The 19706-nt window shown below is 59.7% G+C and carries 18 protein-coding genes and 2 tRNA genes; 13 read left to right on the top strand and 7 right to left on the bottom strand.

Features of this window, described 5'->3' with window-relative positions; translation table 11 throughout:
• Positions 1 to 80 precede the first annotated feature (80 nt).
• On the bottom strand, positions 81 to 1031 hold the full coding sequence (locus C7J97_RS00285; RefSeq protein ID WP_097778938.1) for a hypothetical protein: 951 nt from the start codon (positions 1029 to 1031) through the stop codon (positions 81 to 83).
• A gap of 747 nt (positions 1032 to 1778) precedes the next feature.
• Between C7J97_RS00285 and mnmE the strand changes: the two genes are divergently transcribed.
• The 11 genes from mnmE to C7J97_RS00230 all read left to right on the top strand — a co-directional run bounded on the left by mnmE (position 1779) and on the right by C7J97_RS00230 (position 11974).
• Positions 1779 to 3149 (top strand): tRNA uridine-5-carboxymethylaminomethyl(34) synthesis GTPase MnmE, encoded by a 1371-nt coding sequence (mnmE, locus tag C7J97_RS00280; protein ID WP_113991694.1) that lies wholly within the window; start codon positions 1779 to 1781, stop codon positions 3147 to 3149.
• Between the two features lie 35 nt (positions 3150 to 3184).
• Positions 3185 to 5059 (top strand): tRNA uridine-5-carboxymethylaminomethyl(34) synthesis enzyme MnmG, encoded by a 1875-nt coding sequence (gene mnmG, locus C7J97_RS00275; RefSeq protein WP_113991693.1) that lies wholly within the window; start codon positions 3185 to 3187, stop codon positions 5057 to 5059.
• A gap of 64 nt (positions 5060 to 5123) precedes the next feature.
• On the top strand, positions 5124 to 5831 hold the full coding sequence (gene rsmG / locus C7J97_RS00270; RefSeq protein ID WP_113991692.1) for a 16S rRNA (guanine(527)-N(7))-methyltransferase RsmG: 708 nt from the start codon (positions 5124 to 5126) through the stop codon (positions 5829 to 5831).
• A gap of 154 nt (positions 5832 to 5985) precedes the next feature.
• The gene (locus tag C7J97_RS00265) at positions 5986 to 6780 is read left to right on the top strand and encodes a ParB/RepB/Spo0J family partition protein (RefSeq protein ID WP_113991691.1); all 795 of its coding nucleotides are present in this window, start codon (positions 5986 to 5988) and stop codon (positions 6778 to 6780) included.
• 552 nt (positions 6781 to 7332) lie between these two features.
• Positions 7333 to 8166, top strand: coding sequence for a ParA family protein (locus C7J97_RS00260; RefSeq protein ID WP_170126605.1), 834 nt, complete (start codon positions 7333 to 7335; stop codon positions 8164 to 8166).
• A gap of 22 nt (positions 8167 to 8188) precedes the next feature.
• Positions 8189 to 9064 (top strand): ParB/RepB/Spo0J family partition protein, encoded by an 876-nt coding sequence (locus C7J97_RS00255; RefSeq protein WP_005924304.1) that lies wholly within the window; start codon positions 8189 to 8191, stop codon positions 9062 to 9064.
• A gap of 95 nt (positions 9065 to 9159) precedes the next feature.
• The gene (gene serS / locus C7J97_RS00250; RefSeq protein WP_113991690.1) at positions 9160 to 10491 is read left to right on the top strand and encodes a serine--tRNA ligase; all 1332 of its coding nucleotides are present in this window, start codon (positions 9160 to 9162) and stop codon (positions 10489 to 10491) included.
• A 536-nt stretch (positions 10492 to 11027) separates the two neighbouring features.
• Positions 11028 to 11104, top strand: a tRNA-Met gene (locus C7J97_RS00245).
• A gap of 91 nt (positions 11105 to 11195) precedes the next feature.
• Positions 11196 to 11267, top strand: a tRNA-Glu gene (locus C7J97_RS00240).
• 129 nt (positions 11268 to 11396) lie between these two features.
• Positions 11397 to 11657, top strand: coding sequence for a DUF4160 domain-containing protein (locus C7J97_RS00235; RefSeq protein ID WP_055186396.1), 261 nt, complete (start codon positions 11397 to 11399; stop codon positions 11655 to 11657).
• A gap of 17 nt (positions 11658 to 11674) precedes the next feature.
• Positions 11675 to 11974 (top strand): DUF2442 domain-containing protein, encoded by a 300-nt coding sequence (locus C7J97_RS00230; protein WP_055186397.1) that lies wholly within the window; start codon positions 11675 to 11677, stop codon positions 11972 to 11974.
• Positions 11975 to 12029: 55 nt separating this feature from the next.
• Here C7J97_RS00230 and C7J97_RS00225 read toward each other — a convergent pair whose 3' ends face one another.
• From C7J97_RS00225 to C7J97_RS00205, 5 genes are all read right to left on the bottom strand, one after another.
• A complete protein-coding gene (locus tag C7J97_RS00225) occupies positions 12030 to 12692 on the bottom strand; it encodes an HAD family hydrolase (protein WP_113991689.1) in 663 nt (220 codons plus the stop codon).
• 77 nt (positions 12693 to 12769) lie between these two features.
• Positions 12770 to 14125, bottom strand: a complete 1356-nt coding sequence (locus tag C7J97_RS00220) for a YdbT family protein (protein WP_113991688.1) — start codon at positions 14123 to 14125, stop codon at positions 12770 to 12772.
• Positions 14122 to 14553: a PH domain-containing protein gene (locus C7J97_RS00215; protein ID WP_113991687.1), complete on the bottom strand. Its 432-nt coding sequence runs from the start codon at positions 14551 to 14553 to the stop codon at positions 14122 to 14124. Before C7J97_RS00215 ends, C7J97_RS00220 begins: the two co-directional genes overlap by 4 nt.
• Positions 14550 to 15218 carry a potassium channel family protein gene (locus C7J97_RS00210; protein WP_055186401.1) on the bottom strand — a complete coding sequence of 223 codons (669 nt, stop codon included), beginning with the start codon at positions 15216 to 15218 and terminating at the stop codon, positions 14550 to 14552. The genes C7J97_RS00215 and C7J97_RS00210 overlap by 4 nt, the downstream gene beginning before the upstream one ends.
• Before the next feature lie 44 nt (positions 15219 to 15262).
• Positions 15263 to 15676, bottom strand: coding sequence for a potassium channel family protein (locus C7J97_RS00205; protein WP_005924324.1), 414 nt, complete (start codon positions 15674 to 15676; stop codon positions 15263 to 15265).
• Positions 15677 to 15873: 197 nt separating this feature from the next.
• Here C7J97_RS00205 and C7J97_RS00200 point away from each other — a divergent pair, with 197 nt between their 5' ends.
• Entirely contained in the window at positions 15874 to 16725 is an 852-nt protein-coding gene (locus C7J97_RS00200; RefSeq protein WP_113991686.1) for an undecaprenyl-diphosphate phosphatase, read from the top strand.
• Between the two features lie 78 nt (positions 16726 to 16803).
• Here C7J97_RS00200 and C7J97_RS00195 read toward each other — a convergent pair whose 3' ends face one another.
• Positions 16804 to 18081 carry a chloride channel protein gene (locus C7J97_RS00195; protein WP_113991685.1) on the bottom strand — a complete coding sequence of 426 codons (1278 nt, stop codon included), beginning with the start codon at positions 18079 to 18081 and terminating at the stop codon, positions 16804 to 16806.
• A 209-nt stretch (positions 18082 to 18290) separates the two neighbouring features.
• Between C7J97_RS00195 and C7J97_RS00190 the strand changes: the two genes are divergently transcribed.
• Entirely contained in the window at positions 18291 to 19415 is a 1125-nt protein-coding gene (locus C7J97_RS00190; RefSeq protein ID WP_113991684.1) for a DUF362 domain-containing protein, read from the top strand.
• Positions 19416 to 19706: the final 291 nt, after the last annotated feature.

Here is a 19706-nt window from a genome sequence, read left to right as displayed (position 1 = left end):
CAGCGCCGACAGACTCATTTATTTGTTCATATCTGTATTATATCACTTCTGTGGTTATATTGCCATTGTGCGGTATTGCCTTAGCTTGCAATTCTGCCTTCTGCCTTTCCGTTAGAAATATAATGTTCGTAGTATTTCACATTACTATTGCCAAACGCTGCTACAAGATCCGGGTTATTTGTCTTATAGGCAGCCAGGTTGAACTGATAATTTCCCTGCCGCCCCTCTTTCATGCCATTTGTAACAAAATGCTCAAAAAGTGCTTTCTGATTTGTCCCAAATACCTCTGCAAGGTCAGGGTTCAGTTTCAGATAATCCTTGTAATTGTAAACTGCTTGGTACTGTGCCAACTGCTGTACAAACGGCGGGTTCTGCAACCGTATTCCCCGATGAGCGCCATTATCGGCATTTCTTACAGTTTCTCTACTTCCATCCATATAAGTAACTACCGCATAATCCACATTAATGTGGTCGATAATATTGCTTGTCCACATTACGTTATCAAATCTGCATCCGCCGTCACATGTTGCATTTTGAACCTCATCTTCGGACAGATATGTACAACTGTCAATGTTGTTTGTATCTGGCATAACAAAGAAATTCCCATACGAATCACAATAAACCCTCGTCAAAACGTCATCTTCTCCAATTGATACGGCATAGTCCGACTCTGTATAGTATTTAAACGGACTATCATCTGAGAAATTCTGATCCATATACAACTGTGCCCCATTATTTCTCGCCACTCGAAAAGGTTCTATTGGCCCAACTACTGTTAATTTTTTTGTCGCCACGCCCGGAATAGGGTCTCCGACGCGATTGTATGCAGTTGCATAGAAATCAACATATTTCATTGTTTTGTTCGTATTATTGCGGCTATAAATTGTCGGGTCGCATACATAATTATCTTCCCAGTTGACCTGCATTGTTATAATTTCAATACTCGGTTTTTTAGCCGCAAATGCACTGCCACAGAAGCACATACACAGCAGTACTATTGTAAGCAGTGCAGCAGAAAGTTTTCTTTTCATGTCGATTCCTCCTTCTATGGAAAGCCTTTCTTGTCATCAGTATACCGCTGTTTAAACTAATTTTCAATTTGTTTTTTGTGAAATTTCTTAAAGATTATCGCATGTTACCGTTAAAAATATGGACGCTGCTTTTTGCAACAGCCCCTTGACTCCCTCAGTCAAAACCTGACGGTTTTGCCAGCTCCCTCTGGGAGGGAGCCTCTGGCGCGCCCGGACGTTTTGCACTTTAGCCAAAAACTTCGCCGCCATGCCAAAGGCCCCATCTCCGAAGATGACTTCCCCCGGAGCGGGGGAAGATGTCGCGCAGCGACAAAAAGGGGAATCTGGCATCGAGCAAAGCGAGATGACTGGGGGAGTTTCTCGCGGGGTAAACCCTCTCCGCTTCGCTGCGCTCAGCAGCTCCCCCGAAGGGGGAGCTTTTCGCCATCTGGCGGTAAGTAGAGCAAAACCTCCCCCTTTCGGGGGAGGTGGCATCGCCGTAGGCGATGACGGAGAGGGTTCAAGCCGTAAAGTTTAGCACTAAAGTATTAAGTACAAAGAGAAAGTACCCGCCATTTTCGATCTCTTTTTCCACAAACATTTTGGAAGATGTGGAAAAACCGCGTGGCGGGTGTATCTTTTTGCGCAAAAACGTGGTAAAATAAACTGTAAAATCAGAAAGTGTGCGCTGCGGCGGCTCTGCCGTACCGGGCGCACGAATAGCACACCCGCAAGGACGGGTGCGCGGAAAGGAAGCCAGAAAAAACCATGCAGGAAGCGACCATTGCAGCAATTGCAACAGCACCGGGTGCAGGCGGCATTGCCGTGGTGCGGCTCTCCGGTGCGGAGAGCTATCAGGTGGCGGCCCGGGTGTTCCACCCGGCAAACCCGGCAAAAAAAGTGGAAGAGGCCAAAGGCTACACCGCGCTGTTCGGGCATTTTGTGGACAGGGAAGAAGCCTTTGACGAGGGCGTTGCCCTGTTTTTCCGCGCACCCCACAGCTACACCGGCGAGGACGTGGTGGAGCTTTCCTGCCATGGCGGCAGCGCGGTGGCGCGGCGGCTGGTGGAAGCCTGTCTTGCAGCGGGTGCACAGCCTGCCGCCCCCGGCGAGTACACCCGCCGCGCCTTTCTGAACGGCAAGCTGGGTCTGACCCAGGCCGAAGCGGTCATGGATCTGATCTCGGCAGACGGGCGGCAGGGGGCAGCGCTGGCAAACGCCGCGCTGGGCGGTGCGCTGGCGAAAAAGATCAACGCCCAGAAAGCCCAGCTGACCGCCCTGCAGGCGCATCTGGCCGCTTGGGTGGACTTCCCGGAGGAGGATGTCCCGGAGCTGGACCCCGCCCACCTGCGTACCGTGCTGGGCGCAGTGCGGGAGGAGCTGGACGGCCTGATCCGCAGCTACGATGCCGGTGCGGTGCTGCGCGAGGGCGTGGACTGCGCCATCGTGGGACGCCCCAACGCGGGCAAGTCTACCTTGCTGAACCTGCTGGCAGGCTTCGACCGTGCCATCGTCACCCCGGTAGCGGGCACTACCCGCGATGTGGTGGAGCAGGCGGTGCAGCTGGGAGATATCCGGCTGAACCTCTTCGACACCGCCGGTCTGCGGGAGACCGAGGACGCTATTGAAGCAGAGGGTATCCGCCGCAGCTGGAAAAAGCTGGAAGAAACGGGACTGATCTTAGCTGTCTTTGACGGCTCTGAGCCGCCCAGCCGGGAGGACTTGGCGCTGGCACAGCGCTGCGCCGGTCGCCCCGCCATCGCCCTTGTCAACAAGGAGGACAAGCCCACCCGGTTCGATGCAGAGCTCATCGCCCCGTATTTTGCCATGGTGCTGCCGGTCTGCTGCCGGGAAGAGGGGAGCCGCAAGGTCATCGCCGCTGCGGTGGCGCGGCTGCTGGGCACCGGCAGCATCGACCCCCACGCCGCCAGCCTGTCCGGGCAGCGGCAGCTTTCCGCTGCCCTCCGCGCCCGGGACGCCGCAGCCGGGGCACTGGATGCCGCCGCCGGTGGCTTTGGGCTGGACGCCGTCTCGGTCTGCGTGGATGACGCACTGGATGCCCTCTGCGACCTGACCGGCGAAAACGCTTCGGAAGCCGTCATTGAACAGGTGTTCGAGCGGTTCTGTGTGGGGAAATAAATTCAAATCATTGATTAGAGGAAACCCGAAAGTATATGAACCACTTAGGAGATTATGATGTCATCGTCATCGGCGCTGGCCATGCGGGCATCGAAGCCGCCCACGCAGCTGCTGTGCTGGGCGCAAAAACGGCTGTCTTTACCATGAGTCTGGACGCCATCGGCAATATGCCCTGCAACCCCAGCATCGGCGGCACTGCCAAGGGCACGCTGGTGCGGGAGGTGGACGCGCTGGGCGGCGTGATGGGTCTGGCGGCAGACGCCACCTATCTGCAAAGCCGGATGCTGAACAAGGGCAAAGGCCCCGCCGTGCACGCACTGCGGGTGCAGACCGACCGCCGCCGCTACAACGAATACATGAAGCACGCGCTGGAACAGACCCCGGGTCTGGCCATCCATCAGGCCGAGGTAGTGGCGCTGGAAGTCGAGGACGGTCATGTGAAGGGCGTTGTCACCCAGCTGCACGGCGAGTACACCGCCAAGTGCGTGGTGCTTGCCACCGGTACGAACCTCGGTGGCAAAATATTTGTGGGCGATGCGTGGTATGCGTCCGGCCCGGACGGGATGCACGCCGCCAACGCCCTGACCGACAGCCTGAAAGCCGCCGGTCTGCCGCTGCGCCGGTTCAAGACCGGCACCCCTGCCCGGGTGCACCGCCGCAGCATTGATTTTTCCAAGCTGGAATGCCAGCCCGGCGACCCGGACAGCGAATTGCAGCCCTTCAGTTTTCTGACCGATGCACCCATGCACAACAAGGTGGAGTGTTGGATCGCCTACACGAACCCGGAGACCCACAAGATCATTCTGGATAATATCCAGCGCAGCCCGCTGTACGGTGGCATGATCGAGGGCGTCGGCCCGCGCTACTGCCCCTCCATTGAGGATAAGGTGGTGCGCTTCTCCGGCAAGGATCGCCACCCGCTCTTTGTAGAGCCCTGCGGCGAGAACACCGAGGAAATGTATCTGCAGGGCGCATCCAGCAGCCTGCCGGAGGACGTGCAGAACGCCTTCTACCACAGCATCAAAGGCTTTGAGCATCTGGAGATCATGCGCCCCGCCTATGCCATCGAGTACGACTGCGTAGACCCCACCAGTCTGGAAGCCACGCTGGAAAGCAAGGTGGTGCGGGGTCTGTACGGGGCAGGGCAGTTCAACGGCACCTCCGGCTACGAGGAAGCCGCCGCGCAGGGTCTGCTGGCGGGGCTGAACGCCGCCCGCAACGCGCTGGGCAAGGAGCAGCTGGTGCTGCCCCGGCACACCAGCTATCTGGGCACACTGGTGGACGACCTTGTGACCAAGGGCGTCATGGACCCCTACCGCATGATGACCAGCCGCAGCGAGTACCGGCTGACCCTGCGGCAGGACAACGCCGACCAGCGCCTGACCCCCATCGGCAGGGAATACGGCCTTGTGCAGGATGACCGCTGGGCAAAGTACCAGCACACCCAGAACATTTTGGAAGCCGAGCGCCGCCGCCTGCACGAAGCGCATCTGCGCACCGCAGACCTGCGCGCCGCCATGGAAGCCGCCGGTCTTGCCCCCGCCGCCGAGGGCGGCATTGCCGAGGAGCTGCTGCGCCGTCCCGAGATCAGCTACCCGCTGGTGGCGGGCATCATCGGCTGGGGAGAGGAAATCACCCCCATGCTGGCGGAGCGGCTGGAAACCGAGATCAAGTACGCCGGTTACATCGCCCGGCAGGACAGGATGATCCGGGAGGTGGCACGCCACGAAAAGACCCTCATCCCGGAGGATTTCGAGTACGCCGCTCTGACCGGCCTGACGCTGGAAGCCCGGGAAAAGCTTGCCCGCATCCGTCCCCGCAATCTGGGGCAGGCAGGGCGCATCCCCGGCGTTTCGCCCTCCGATGTGGCGCAGCTGAGCATCGCCTTGGCAGGGAAACAACAAAAATAATACGAAATTGCGATAAAATAAACGATTGTGCTACCCCAACCACCTGACAGAAAGGACAACACCAATGATCGACAAACAGCGTCTGGAAGCAAAATGTTCCACATGGAACATCACCCTTACCGGCACCCAGCTGGATCAGCTGGACGCCTTTGCCCAGATCCTTGTAGACTACAACCAGAAGGTCAACCTGACCGCCATCACCGACCCGGAGGGCATCGAGGACAAACACTTCCTCGACAGCCTGCTGTTTGCCAGCCAGCCGGAGGTAGCCGGGCGCATGGTGGACGTGGGTGCCGGGGCGGGCTTTCCGGGCATCGTGACCAAGATCTTCAAACCGGAGCTGGAACTGACCCTGATGGAACCCACCGGCAAGCGGGTGGAGTTTTTGAAGTACGCCTGCGCCCAGCTGGGGCTGACCGGGGTAGAGTTTGCCAAGGAGCGCGCCGAGGAAGCTGCCCGCAAGGTGTGGCGGGAGCAGTTTGATCTTGCTTCTGCCCGCGCCGTGGCAGCCCTGCCCATGCTGGCAGAATACTGCCTGCCGCTGGTAAAAGTGGGCGGCAACTTCCTTGCCATGAAGGGTGCCTCCGGGGAAGAGGAGCTGACCGCCGCCCGGGGTGCCATCAAAAAGCTGGGCGGCGAGTACCGCGAGACCCGCACTTTGCACCTGCCCGGCGGCGACACCCGCACGCTGATTTTGTGCAAAAAGATTTCGCAAACTCCGACAGCATACCCCAGAAACGGCGGTAAAATTGCAAAAAGCCCGCTGAAATAACGCATAATTTGACGCAACCTGTAAGACCCTGCCGAACGAAATTTCTGGCGGGGTCTTTCTTTGTGTGCTACACTGAAGCTGAACAGGTTTTCCACGATTTCCCGGAGAAATGTGGAAAAACCGAAGGTTTATTTCACAGGAAAGGGGCAGCATCATGTTTGAACGCAAGAAACCGTCCGGGAAATTACTCTCTCTGCCCATCGACCAGATCCACCCATCGCCCTTTCAGGCGCGGAAAAGCTTTGACGAGCAGGAGCTGACGGCGCTGGCGCAGAGCATCCGGGAAAACGGTCTGCTCCAGCCGGTCACGGTGCGCAAGGCGGCAGAGGGCTACGAGCTGGTGGCAGGGGAGCGGCGGCTGCGCGCCTGTCAGCTGGCAAAGATGACCACCATCCCCGCCATCCTGTGCAGCTACGCCGACGACCGCACCGCTGCGCTGGGTCTGCTGGAAAACATCCAGCGCGCCGACCTGAACCCCTTTGAGCAGGCGCAGGGGCTGCGGGATGTGATGGTGCTGTGGGACTGCACCCAAGCCGAAGCCGCCAAGCGTTTGGGTATGGCGCAGCCCACCTTTGCCAACAAGCTGCGGCTGTTGCAACTGACGGCAGACCAGCGGCAGTTCGTGCTGGACAATAACCTCACCGAGCGCCACGCCCGCGCGGTGCTGCGCCTGCCGGAGAACCGCCGCAGCGAAGCGCTGATCACCATTGCCAAGCGCCGCCTGAACGCCCGCCAAACCGACAGCTACATCGAGCAGCTGCTGAACAGCCCGCCCAAGGCCGGGCACCGCATCTCCATGGTGCGGGACGTGCGCATCTTTGTCAATACCATCGACCACGCCATCCGGCTGATGACCGACAACGGCGTGCCCGCCACCGCCCACCGGGAAGAGAAGGACGGCTACATCGAGTACACCGTCCGCATCCCCACCGCCGCTGCGGAGAAGTGAATTGTTCCATGTGGAACAGGGGAGGGAACGAACTCCCTCAGTCAAAACCTGACGGTTTTGCCAGCTCCCTCGGAGAGGGAGCCTCTGGCGCTCCCGGAAGCTTTGCACTTCAGCCAGAAACTCTCCCGCCATGCCAAAGGCCCCATCTCAGAGGGGGCTGTCTGCGCAGCAGACTGGGGGAGTTTCGGCAGATACCCCCTCAGGCGCTACGCGCCAGCTCCCCCAAGGGGACGCCTTTGCGCTATGCCGGAAACCTTATCGCCACCACCAAAAGCCGTCCCCTTGGACAGACTCTCCCCGGCCGGGGAGAGATGTCGCGTTAGCGACAGAGTGGGGAGCGGGTGGCATCGCCGTAGGCGATGACGGAAGGGGTAATTTCCACTTTCCCACCCCCAAAAGTTAAAAATCCAGCTGAAAAACGCTCCAGATGGTTCAAAAAACAATTTGGATGTGTTATACTAGAAGCCAAGGTGTCTGCCGGACGGGGAAACCGGCGGGCACGACTGCGTGTTCCACGTGGAACAAATCTTTCCCCGGGAGGAAGAAAAGCGCGTGGCAAAAATTGTAGCGATCGCAAACCAGAAGGGCGGAGTGGGCAAAACCACCACCGCCGTCAACCTTTCGTCCTGCGTAGCGGCACTGGGCAAAAAGGTGCTTATCGTAGACCTTGACCCGCAGGGCAACACCACCACCGGCTATGGCATCCCAAAGCGCAGCGTGGAGGCGGGCACCTATGAGGTGCTCATCGGTCGTGCAACGGCGGCACAGGCCATCCGGCACACCGAGTACCGCACCGATGTCATCGGCTCCAACACCCGTCTGGCCGGTGCCAGTCTGGAAATGATCGACCTGCCCGGCCGTGAGGGGCGTCTGCGCAAGGCGCTGGCTGAGGTGCAGAAAGATTACGACTTCATCTTTATCGACTGCCCGCCCAGTCTGGATCTGCTCACCCTCAACGGCCTGAGCGCCTGCGACAGTGTGCTCATCCCGGTGCAGTGCGAGTACTATGCGCTGGAAGGATTGTCGGAGCTCATCAGCACCCTCAAGACCATCCGCAAAAAGTATAATCCGTATCTGGATATCGAGGGTGTGGTGTTCACCATGTTCTCGCTGCGGTACAACCTGACCGTGCAGGTGGTGGAGCAGGTGCAGAAGTACTTCGGCTCCAAGGTGTACAAGACCACCATCCCGCGCTCCATCCGCATTTCGGAAGCGCCCAGCTACGGCCAGCCCATCAATTTCTACGAGCCGAAGGGCAAGGGCAGCGAAGCCTATATGGACTTGGCCATCGAATTCGTCAAGCACAACCGCCCGCAGGAACCTAAAAAGTCCCGCGCAAAGGCTGCACCCGCCGCAGAGCCGGCGAAAAATGCTCTGGAAGATTAAAACAGGGGGAACAAGGTAAACAATGGCAAGAGGAAAAGGAGGGCTCGGACGCGGGCTGGACAGTCTGTTTGAGGACGCAGCACCGGTCTTTGAGTCAGAGCACGCAGCGGTGGAAACGTTGCCGCTGCGCGAGATCGAGCCGGACCCCGACCAGCCCCGCAAGACCTTTGAGCAGGAGACCCTCAGTGAGCTGGCTGCCAGCATCGCCGAGCACGGCTTGCTGCAGCCCATCGCGGTGCGGCCAAGACCCATGGGCGGTTACAGCATCGTGGCAGGCGAGCGCCGCTGGCGCGCCTCCCGCATGGCGGGTCTTACGGAGGTGCCGGTGGTCATCAAGGATGTGTCCGATGAGCAGGCCATGGAGCTGGCGCTGGTAGAGAACCTGCAGCGCGAGGATCTGGACCCGGTGGAAGAAGCTGCCGGCATCCGGGAGCTGATGACCCGCTGCGACCTGACACAGGAGCAGGCCGCCCGCAAGCTGGGCAAGAGCCGCAGCGCGCTGGCAAACAGCCTGCGTCTGCTCAACTTACCGGAAACGGTGCTGGAGCTGCTGAAGAGCGGTTTTATCAATACCGGCCACGCCAAGGTGGTGCTGGGTCTGCCTACACCGGAATTGCAGGCCGAAGCCGCGCAGATCATCGCGGACAACCAGCTGAACGTCCGGCAGGCCGAGGCGCTTTGCAAAAAGATGGCAAAGCCCGCCAAGGAGCCCCGCGAACCCGCACCCCGCGGCACTTTGCCGGTGGAGGTGGAAGAGAGCCTGAAACAGGTGCTGGGCAGCGAGGTGAACGTGGCCTACCACGGCGGTAAGGGCAAGCTGACGGTGCATTTTTACTCCGACGAGCAGCTGCGCGCCTTTGCAAACCTGCTGGGACAGTACCAGATGGAAACCGAATAATCATGCGATCCAAGGCGGGAACTGCCGCCTTTGAACGGCAGCGGAAAGCCGCAAGTGCACCGCTGCAAGCCCAATAGAGTTAAGGAGAGTCAATCATGCTGGATATCAAATTTGTCCGCGAGAACCCGGACGCCGTTAAGGAAAACATCAAAAAGAAGTTTCAGGATGCAAAGCTGCCGCTGGTGGACGAGGTCATCGAAAAGGATGCCAAGTACCGTGCAGCCCTGAAGGAAGTGGAGGCCCTGAAGGCCGCCCGCAACAAGCTGAGCAAGGCCAACGGCCCGCTGTTCGGTCAGCTGAAGAAGTGCACCGACGAGGCACAGAAGGCTGAGCTGCAGGCACAGATCGACGCCAACAACGCCGCCGTCAAGGCGGACGCCGACAAGATGGCAGAGCTGGAGAAGGAAGAGGAGGCACTGTCCGCCCGCATTCAGGAGATCATGTACTCCATTCCCCAGATGATCGACCCCAGCGTGCCCATCGGCCCGGACGATACCTATAACGTGGAAGCCCAGCGCTTCGGCGAGCCTGTCGTGCCGGATTTCCCCATCCCGTACCACACCGAGATCATGGAGAGCTTTGACGGCATCGATATGGACGCCGCAGGCCGCGTGGCCGGTAACGGCTTCTACTACCTGCTGGGCAACATCGCACGCCTGCACGAGGCTGTGCTGGCTTACGCCCGCGACTTTATGATCAACAAGGGCTTCACCTACGTCATCCCGCCCTTCATGATGCACGGCAACGTGGTGCAGGGCGTCATGTCCTTCCCCGAGATGGACGCCATGATGTACAAGATCGAGGGTGAGGATCTGTACCTGATCGGCACCAGCGAGCACACCATGATCGGCCGCTTCATCGACCAGACGCTGGACGAGAGCAAGATGCCTCTGACCCTGACCTCTTACAGCCCCTGCTTCCGCAAGGAGAAGGGCGCACACGGCATCGAGGAGCGCGGCATCTACCGCATCCACCAGTTCGAGAAGCAGGAGATGATCGTGGTCTGCCGCCCCGAGGAGAGCGCCGACTGGTACGAGAAGCTGTGGCAGATGTCTGTGGAGCTGTTCCGCAGCATGGAGATCCCCGTGCGCCAGCTGAACTGCTGCTCCGGCGATCTGGCTGACCTGAAGGTCAAGAGCTGCGATATCGAGGCTTGGAGCCCCCGCCAGCAGAAGTACTTCGAGGTCTGCTCCTGCTCCAATCTGGGTGACGCACAGGCACGCCGTCTGCACATCCGCATCAAGGGCAAGGACGGCAAGACCTATCTGGCTCACACTCTGAACAACACCTGCGTGGCACCTCCGCGTATGCTGATCGCCTTCCTGGAGAATCATCTGCAGGCCGACGGCAGCGTGACCATTCCCGAAGTGCTGCAGCCGTACATGGGCGGCCTGAAGGTCATGGTCCCCACCAATAAGAAGAACTAAAACTGCACCGGGTTTTCCACAACCGGGCAGAAAAAGGTTGAAAAAAGCACCGCTTTCCGCACAGGGAAGCGGTGCTTTTTGCATGGGAAGCGGGAGCACCCTTTCAGCCAAGAGCACTGCCGGAAGCTTTCTCATTGCACCTGATACTTTAGCGACAGTGCTAACGGCGTGCGCCCTCTCCGCCACCTGCGGTGACACCTCTCCCAAAGGGAGAGGCAAGAGCACTGCCGGAAACTTTCTCTTTACACCTGATACTTTAGCAACGAGCCTTAGACCTTGGCTCTCCCTTTGAGGAAAGACTTCCCCCGCTCCGGGGGAAGATGTCACCGTAGGTGACAAAAGGGGGAATCTGGCGCGGGAGCGCCTGAGAGGGCTTTTTACCCGCAAAAGCGGCGAGAAAACCCGTATTTCAACGCACCTATGTAAATAAATTAAGAATATCAAAAAACTGCAAAATTTTTTGAAAATATGTGTTGACAAAAGGGGCATCTATGGATATAATAATAAAGCACCGTTCGAGTGCAAGTTAAATATGTGGCGGTATAGCTCAGTTGGCTAGAGCATTCGGTTCATACCCGAAGTGTCACCGGTTCAAATCCAGTTACCGCTACCACGTTACAGAGTTTCGCTAAGATAAGGGGGACGGTCGTCCGCAGTAGTGGACGATGAAAGTCGGAGGTTTTAGCGAAGCTCTGTATTTGTAAGGCCCGTTGGTCAAGCGGTTAAGACACGGCCCTTTCACGGCTGTAACATGGGTTCGATTCCCGTACGGGTCATAAAAACGCCTTTGCGCAATGCGCAAGGGCGTTTTTACTTTGTCCCGGATGGGAAGCCTGGCTACATAATACAGGATAGACTTTTTTCAAAAAATAAGATATACTTACGTTGAAAAGGTGGGATGTGTTATGCCGGAGATCAGTTTGTTTTGCGGGATACGGGTCACAATGTTTTACAGTGACCATAATCCGCCGCATTTTCACGCCGAATACGGCGGATTCAAGGCATTGATCGATATTCAAAATTCCTGTGTGATCCGTGGTGCATTGCCGGGGCGGCAGCTAAAGCTGATCCTTGCATGGTGCGAGCTGCATAAGGATGAGCTGATGCAGAACTGGGAACTGGCCAGAACTGCTGCACCGCTCAATCACATTGCACCGCTGATCTAAAAAAAGGAGGCATCTCTATGGATACGTTGTTCCCCAAGGTCTTGCAGGCTGTTGCGGGCGAGGACTTTACGGTGTACCTCTATTTCAACGATGGCTCTGTGCGTCTGTATGACGCAAAGCCGCTGCTTGCACTGGGCGGGGTCTTTGCGCCCTTGCAGGATGAAGCTTTTTTCAAAAGCCGCCTGACCGTCCTGAACGATACCGCAGCATGGGATGTGACCGGTGACCGGGACCCGGGCAGCTGTGTGGACTTGGACCCCATCGAGTTGTACGAGACCTGCCCTGTGGTGGTAGACCCGCTGGAATCGGCATCCTGAGCCGCAAAAATACGCAAAAACACGGGAAGATCCGCAGACCTTCCCGTGTTTTTATTTATTTATTCTGCTCCTGCACATACCGCAGGATATCCTCCGGCACCTCTGCCAGTGCATCCGCACCGGCGGCGGTCAGCTCGGCGCGACCGCGGAAGCCCCACAGCGCGCCCATGGCGGGCAGGTGGGCGTTGTGCCCGGTGAGGATGTCCACGTCACTGTCGCCCACAAAAAGGGTAGCGGCGGGGTCTGCGCCCAGCTCGGTCATCAGGGCGTACAGCCCGGTGGGGTCGGGCTTGGTAGGCACGCCCGGGCGGTTGCCCCGCACGGCGTCAAAGCGGCCGGTGCCAAAGTAGTGGGCAATGATGCCGCCGCACAGGGCATCGGCTTTGTTGGAGAATACCGCGCACTGGATGCCCTCGGCCTTCAGTGCGTCCAGCAGTGCCGGAATGCCGGGGTAGGGCGCGGTCTTGTCCTCCTTGTGGGCGTCGTACCGGGCGGTGAACTGCGCCAGCGTCGCCGCCAGCTGCGCCGGGGTGCGGGCTTCGGCGGGAGAGAATCGCTCCACCAGCTTGGGGATGCCGTTGCCCACCATCAGCTTGAACTGTGCCACCGTAAAGGTGGGCCAGCCGTTTTGTGCGCACACCCAGTTGCCGGCATCGGCAAGGTCGTCGATGGTGTTCAGCAGGGTGCCGTCCAGATCAAATAATACAGTCTTTATCATAAAATAGTCTCCGTTGGTCTGTGATACAAAAAATGCCCCGCCGACCGTAGGTTCAGCGGGGCATCGCAAGTATACTTCTATATCTCCAGAAAATCAAGAGCCGCCAGCGGCACGCTGCGCACGGTGACCTTTTCTTTGCCGGGAAATACAAGGGTCAGGTTGGCACGCTGTACCGTCACCGCCCAAGGGGATTGCAACGCGGTAAAGCCGGTGTCCGGGTGGAACACGCACAGCTGGTGCAGATGGAACTGGTGCTGCCGACAGAGCAGCAGCTGTCCCTGCTGCTGCCATACGCCCTCTCGGTGCCAGCCCACGGCGGCAGCGCCCAGCAGGGCGGCAAATACCCCGGTGGGGATGAGCAGCGGCAGGGTAAGGGCAGGCAGAGTGGTGCGGGATACCGCCGTCAGCAGCAGGCAGAGCGCCAGCGGGATGCCCGCCGGCAGAAAAAATACCATGCTGCGGTCAGTGGTGTCGGTGCGGGTATCCGGAGGCAGCTGCGCCATCTCGGGCAGCAGTTCCCGCAGCAGCGGGGTGCCCTCCCGCCAGACGAACAAGGGCAGCTCCGGGCGGCACGCCCCTGCCGAGACAAATACCGGGCAGTAATGCAGCGCCCATGTGGCGGGGGAGCGGCGCAGGTCGGCGTAGTTCAGCTGGCTGAGCCGCAGCCGCATCTCGTACCGGCGTACAAGCCCGCCCCGACTGCCCAGCTGGGTGTCGGTGCGCCAGACGGTGTAATGCACCGCCTGCAAAGCGCTGCGCACCAGACTGATGAAGAACAGGGTGCCCGCCAGTACCAGCAGCCACGCCGTGCCCAGCGGCAGCCAGCGGGCGGCAAACGCCGCCAGCTGTCCCAGTTGCGCAAGGGCAGCGGTCTGGGCGTCCGGGGCGTAGCTTTGGGTCTGGTGGATGGCCAGCCACCATAAAATCAGGGTAGACAGGCCATTGGCACCCAGCACCGTAAAGGCCAGCTTTTCGCCGCCCTTGGGCGCGTGCCACAGCGGGTCTGTCACCGGCAGCAGCACATCGGCAAGCTCCTCGGCCTGCTGCCGGGTAAGATACAAAGTAATGGTCTTGGTCTGCCCCACAGGGTACAGCACCACCCGGCAGGCACCGGTCAAGCGGTAGAGCAGGGGCTGCTCCAGCATCAGCGCCGCCAGCCCCTCGGCGCGCAGGGCGCGGTCCAGCCGCACTCCCAGCCGCCAGCTGACGTGCACCGTGCCCTTGGCATCCACCTGCCAGCGGCCGCCATAGTACACCGCCCAGCACACGGCGCTGATAAAGAAGAGCAATACAAGCTCCTGCCGCAGCGCCGCACGCAAAGCGTCCCAGTTGCGGTCAAAAAGCACCTGTACCAGCGGCAGAAGGTACACCAGCAGGGTCTTGCGCAGCAGATGCAGTGCCGCCAGCGGGTGGAAGTGCTTTTCCCGGTTCATACGTTGCCCTCCATCAGTACCGCCGCCAGCGCGGTGGCCTGTGCGGCGGGGATGCCGGGCAGCACCAATTGCAGCCCCGGGCTGCGCACAAGGAGCACAGTGCACCCTGCCGCCCACAGCAGTGGGGTGCGCAGCAGCTGCACCCCGGTGACCGCCCGGCGCGGGATGCGGTGCAGCACAGGGATGGCTATTCCGGACTGCACCGTGACGCTGTCTGCCGTCAGGGCGGCGACAAAGCTGCAGCAGCGCGCCCGGACAAGCGCCACCAGCGCCGCCCATACAGCGCAAAAGACTGCGCCCGCCCACACACTCTGCCAGAAGGCAAAGGGCGCACAGAGCAGCCCGGGCACGGCTGCCCAGACGCAGAGCACCCGGCGGGCGCGGGGCGGCAGCACCAGCGCGGTGTGCAGCAGCTCCTGCTCGCTCATTTGTGGGAGGAAAGACCCCACGCATCCATCAGCAGATGCAGGGTGTCGTCCTGTGTCAGGCACAGCAGCCGGTCCCACGGCAGCAGCACCGTGCTGCCGTGAGGGATGATGAACTCGGTATCCCGGGTGATGCTGACCAGAATGGCATCGCCGGGAATGGGGATCTCCTTGATCTCCTTGCCCGCAAACTGAAAGTCCTCCGGCAGCAAAATTTCATTCAGGCTGGCAGTGCCGCCGCCCAGAGAAAGCAGCTGCCGGATGGTGTCGGTCTCGATCTCCCGCTCCAGAATGTGGCTCAGGTTGTCGGTGCCGCACACCACGGTGTCCACGCCCAGCGTGTGCAGGATGTCCCGGTTTTTGGGGTTGGAGGCGCGCGCCACGGTGCGATTCACGCCGAACTCCCGCTTGGCGATCTGGCACGCCACCAGATTGGTCTCGTCGGTGTTGGTCACCGCCACAAAGGCGTCGCAGCTGGCCACATCGGCGGTGCGCAGGGTGTCAAAGCTCAGAGAGTCGCCGCAGATGACCGGGATATCCAGCGTATCCGCAAGGGTGCGGCACAGCGCCTCCTGCGGCTCGATGATGGTCACCTTATGGCGGTGGGACAGCAGGCTTTGGGCAAGATACATGCCCACCCGGCCGCCGCCGGCAATACAAACTTTCATATCGTTACCTCATTCTACGGCTTGTAAAGTGAAAACAGGCTGTTTTACTTGGAAAGAGCCCGGAACACCGCCTGCTCAGTCAGCACGGTGGGGCAGATGGTCTCCAGCTCGTAGGCCTTGTGGTATAAAATTTGCAGATGCGGGTCGGATACCCGGCAGATGACCTTATCCCGGCGGAAGATGTTCTTTGCCAGCTGCGCCGCCATCAGGTTCACCGAGTCCTCCTCGGTCACCGCCGCCACGGCGTCGCAGTTCTCCACGCCGCCCCGGCGCAGGGTGTCCGGGTCGGTAGGGTCGCCCACAAGGGCAGTGCCGTGAAAGGTATAATCGTCAAAGGCATCCAGACGCTTGAGCTGCTCAGGGTCCTTTTCCACCACCGAGATATCATGGCCGATGCGCTCCAGATCGCGGATCAGCGCCGCACCCACCTGATCGCAGCCGATCACCAGTATGTTCATGAAGGTTCACCTCGTTGTTCTCAGTGCTTTCAGCGTCGGGCGCAGAAAGCGGACAGACTTCTTATTTTTATAGTATAGCACATTTCCCGGGGCAGATAAATACAGCGCCCGGGGGAAAATTTCTATAATCTGTATGCACAGGGGCTCATAGTATGGTATACTGAAACTGCTTTTGAAAAAACTACGCATCCAACCGGGTGCTGCAGGAGGGATTTATTACGTTTTTCGAGATCATCAAAGCGATCCTGATGGGTATCGTGGAGGGCATTACCGAGTGGCTGCCCATCTCCTCCACCGGTCACATGATCCTTGTGGAGCAGGTCGTCAAGTTCAATGCCAGTGAAGAATTCATGTCCATGTTCCGGGTGGTCATCCAGCTGGGTGCCATTCTGGCCGTGGTGGTGCTGTTCTGGAATAAGCTGTGGCCCTTCGGGCTGCGGCAGGGCAAGGTCATCTCCAAGCCCAGCGTGTGGATCCTGTGGTTCAAGGTGGTAGCCGCCACCCTGCCGGTGCTGGTCATCAGCCCGCTGGACGACTGGATGGAGGCACACTTCTATAACTACATCACCGTAGCCGCCATGCTGATCCTGTACGGCGTGCTCTTCCTTGTGGTGGAGAACCGCCGCACCACGCCCCGGGTCACAAAGCTGGAACAGATCAGCTACCGGGATGCGCTGCTCATCGGCGTGTGGCAGTGCCTTGCCATCATCCCCGGCACCTCCCGCTCCGGCGCTACCATCGTGGGCGGTCTGCTGCTGGGGCTCTCCCGCGCCTGCGTGGCGGAGTTTACCTTCTATCTGGCTATTCCGGTCATGGCGGGTGCATCTCTGCTCAAGGTGGTCAAGTTCGCGTTTTCCGGTACGGCCATTACCGGCACCGAGATCGCTGTGCTGCTGGTGGGCTGTGTTGTGGCCTTTGCCGTCAGCCTTGCAGCTATCCGCTTCCTGATGGATTACGTCAAGCGCCACGACTTCAAGTTCTTCGGCATCTACCGCATCGTGCTGGGTGTCATCGTGCTGGCTGTGGCAGCCATCACCGCGCTGGCATAAGAGAAAATCTTAATAATGATAACAGGGGCTGCTGCACGGCATTCGGTGCAGCAGCCCCTGTTTTTTAGTATTAAACGCTCACTCTTCCGCTTTTTTCACCTTTACGCGCCACTTGTGGGACATATACTCCGAGCGCAGTTTGTTGGTAACAAAGGTCTGGCTGCTGTACAGGCCGTGGTGGCCGGAGAGCATAAAGCAGATACCGCAGCCCAGCGCGATGAGCTCCAGCCCGGCGCCGCTGAACAGCTCAAAGCCCAGCAGGATGGAGGGGATCAGGACGTTGGTGGCACCGCAGAAGATGGACACCAGCCCCACCGCCGCCGCAAATTCGGCGGGTAGACCCAGCAGCGGGCCGACCACGCAGCCGAAGGTAGCGCCCACAAAGAAGCTGGGCACCACCTCGCCGCCCTTGAACCCGCAGGCAAGGGTCAGCGCGGTAAGGAAGATCTTGCACAGAAAATCCCACGGCAGTGCCTGTCCCTGCTCCACGGCAGCGGTGATGACGCTCATGCCCGCGCCGTTATAGCGCCCCACGCCGAAGAGATAGGAAAAGCCGACGACCAGCACGCCGCCCGCAAAGACCCGCACCCACGGGTTTGGGAGAAGCTTTGGCACGGTGTGCTCCATGAAGTGGAGCGTATAGCAGAACAGGCGGGAAACGGCAGCGCAGGCCACGCCCAGCAGGATGACCAGCAGGGCGGTGCGGACATTCAGCTCCGGCGCAGTGAGGGCAAAGTGGGTGGGCGCGATGCCAAAGACCAGCGAGCAGCCGTAGGCGATGAGGGCAGAGGTAAAGGCGGGGACAAAGGCAGAAGTAAAGGTCAGACCCACATCCTCCACCATCATAGCAAAGCAGGCCGCCGCTAGCGGGGTGCCGAACAGGGCAGAGAAGAACGCAGCCATGCCGCTGATGGTGGCGGTGCGGCGGTCGTGGTCCTTGAGCCGCAGCAGGGTGCCAAGGTTCCAGCCGATGCTGCCGCCCATCTGCAGCGCAGCGCCCTCGCGGCCGGCAGAGCCGCCGCACAGGTGGGTGAGCACCGTGCCCAAAAAGATAGCGGGCACCAGCAGAATGCTGACCGGCTCGCCGCTCTGCACAGCGCGGATAACGTTGTTGGTGCCCACGCCCTCGCACTTTGTTACTTTATAAAGGGCGGTGATGAGCAGACCCGCCACAGGCAAAAGGAACAGCAGCCAGGGCTGCGCGGCACGCAGCTCGGTGGCGTGCTCGACAGCAAGATGGAACAAGGTGCCCAGAAATCCGCAGAGCAGACCCATGGGGACCGCCAGAAAGAACCATTGCAGCGCCACCCGGACGGCGGCTACGGCTTCGCGCCGGAATGTATCAAAATCGTTCATAGAAATAACTCCTGTATCTTGACATCCGTTCTGTTTTTTGGAACCGATATAAGATAACACCGCAGGGCAGGACTGTCAACCCCAAAATGGGCAGAGAAAAACGGCGCTGCTCCATTTTCTGTTTACACCGCTCGGCCGGGTGTGCTATACTGAACAAAAGAGAGACCGCGCGGCAGACGCCGCCGGAAGGATATGGGAGGAAAAACACCATGGAAGCATCCAAAGTTTACTATACGGATTTCCGCTGTCCGGTGGGCACCAGCCTGCTGGAAAAGCTGCGCCGGGTGTGCATTGCCGCCGGCATCAAGGACATCGACATGGACGGCCGGTTCGTGGCCATCAAGATGCACTTCGGCGAGCTGGGCAATCTGGCTTTTCTGCGTCCCAACTACGCCAAGGTGGTGGCAGACCTGTGCAAGGAGCAGGGCGGTATGCCCTTCCTGACCGACTGCAACACCCTGTACCCGGGCAGCCGCAAGAATGCACTGGAGCACCTGAGCTGCGCCCAGCTGAACGGCTTCTGGCCCATGACCACCGGCTGTCAGGTGATCATTGGTGACGGTCTGCGCGGCACGGATGAGGTGGAAGTGCCGGTGCCGAACGGCGAATACTGCAAGACCGCGAAAATCGGCCGTGCTATCATGGACGCGGACGTGTTCATCAGCCTGACCCACTTCAAGGGCCACGAGTCCACCGGCTTCGGCGGTGCGCTCAAGAATATCGGCATGGGCTGCGGCTCCCGCGCGGGCAAGATGGAGCAGCACGCTGCCGGCAAGCCCGCCGTGCAGGAGGGGCTGTGCCGCGGCTGCCACCGCTGCGCCAAGGAGTGCGGCTCGGACGCCATTACTTACAATGCCGAAAACAAGGCGGTCATCGACTACGACAAGTGCAAGGGCTGCGGCCGCTGCATCGGTGCCTGCAGCTTTGACGCCATCTATTCTCCCAACGACTGCGCCAACGAGCTGCTGGACCGCAAGATGGCCGAGTACGCCGCCGCAGTCTGCCACGACCGTCCCTGCTTCCACGTTTCTCTGGTGCAGGACATCAGCCCCAACTGCGACTGCCACGGCGAGAACGATGCACCCATCCTGCCGGATATCGGTATCTTTGCATCCTTTGACCCGGTGGCGCTGGACCAAGCCTGCGTGGACGCCTGCCTGAACGCCGCCCCGCTGCCCAACAGCCAGCTGGGCGCAAACCTTGCAAAGCCGGGCTGGAACTGCTACCACGACAACTTCAAGGACTCCAACCCCAACATCGAGTGGAAGGCCACCCTTGACCAGGCCGAGAAGGTGGGCATGGGCACCCGCCAGTATGTGCTGAAAAAGGTATAAAAATCAGAAACAGAAGGGATGCTGCACATGGTCAGCATCCTCGCCCTCTCAGCCATCGCTTCGCGATGCCAGACTCCCCCTTTTGTCGCTGCGCGACATCTTCCCCCGACCGGGGGAAGTCGTCCCTCAAAGTGGGAGCCCTTGGCAGTCCACGCAGACTTCATCTTTCTGCCAAGGCCTCTCCCTTTGGGAGAGGTGTCACCGTAGGTGACGGAGAGGGCGAGCCCGCTAAAGAAAAAGCATCTGCAACAAAATCGCTGATTCTGAAATTCAGAAGCGATGGTTGCAGAT

It is taken from the genome of Faecalibacterium prausnitzii, from assembly GCF_003324185.1.
Taxonomy (GTDB): domain Bacteria; phylum Bacillota; class Clostridia; order Oscillospirales; family Ruminococcaceae; genus Faecalibacterium; species Faecalibacterium prausnitzii.
The sequence above is the reverse complement of the archived record's forward strand: the minus strand, read 5'-3'. Positions and strand labels throughout refer to the sequence as shown.

Bases quoted from the DNA above. Each gene is read 5' to 3' on its own strand.
- C7J97_RS00265 (WP_113991691.1), top strand. From the start codon at position 5,986: ATGTTTGAACGCAAGAAACCGTCCGGGAAATTACTCTCTCTGCCCATC.
- C7J97_RS00225 (WP_113991689.1), bottom strand. From the start codon at position 12,692: ATGATAAAGACTGTATTATTTGATCTGGACGGCACCCTGCTGAACACC.
- mnmE (WP_113991694.1), top strand. From the start codon at position 1,779: ATGCAGGAAGCGACCATTGCAGCAATTGCAACAGCACCGGGTGCAGGC.
- C7J97_RS00220 (WP_113991688.1), bottom strand. From the start codon at position 14,125: ATGAACCGGGAAAAGCACTTCCACCCGCTGGCGGCACTGCATCTGCTG.
- C7J97_RS00210 (WP_055186401.1), bottom strand. From the start codon at position 15,218: ATGAAAGTTTGTATTGCCGGCGGCGGCCGGGTGGGCATGTATCTTGCC.
- C7J97_RS00215 (WP_113991687.1), bottom strand. From the start codon at position 14,553: ATGAGCGAGCAGGAGCTGCTGCACACCGCGCTGGTGCTGCCGCCCCGC.
- C7J97_RS00255 (WP_005924304.1), top strand. From the start codon at position 8,189: ATGGCAAGAGGAAAAGGAGGGCTCGGACGCGGGCTGGACAGTCTGTTT.
- mnmG (WP_113991693.1), top strand. From the start codon at position 3,185: ATGAACCACTTAGGAGATTATGATGTCATCGTCATCGGCGCTGGCCAT.
- C7J97_RS00205 (WP_005924324.1), bottom strand. From the start codon at position 15,676: ATGAACATACTGGTGATCGGCTGCGATCAGGTGGGTGCGGCGCTGATC.
- C7J97_RS00230 (WP_055186397.1), top strand. From the start codon at position 11,675: ATGGATACGTTGTTCCCCAAGGTCTTGCAGGCTGTTGCGGGCGAGGAC.
- rsmG (WP_113991692.1), top strand. From the start codon at position 5,124: ATGATCGACAAACAGCGTCTGGAAGCAAAATGTTCCACATGGAACATC.
- C7J97_RS00195 (WP_113991685.1), bottom strand. From the start codon at position 18,081: ATGAACGATTTTGATACATTCCGGCGCGAAGCCGTAGCCGCCGTCCGG.
- serS (WP_113991690.1), top strand. From the start codon at position 9,160: ATGCTGGATATCAAATTTGTCCGCGAGAACCCGGACGCCGTTAAGGAA.
- C7J97_RS00285 (WP_097778938.1), bottom strand. From the start codon at position 1,031: ATGAAAAGAAAACTTTCTGCTGCACTGCTTACAATAGTACTGCTGTGT.
- C7J97_RS00235 (WP_055186396.1), top strand. From the start codon at position 11,397: ATGCCGGAGATCAGTTTGTTTTGCGGGATACGGGTCACAATGTTTTAC.
- C7J97_RS00190 (WP_113991684.1), top strand. From the start codon at position 18,291: ATGGAAGCATCCAAAGTTTACTATACGGATTTCCGCTGTCCGGTGGGC.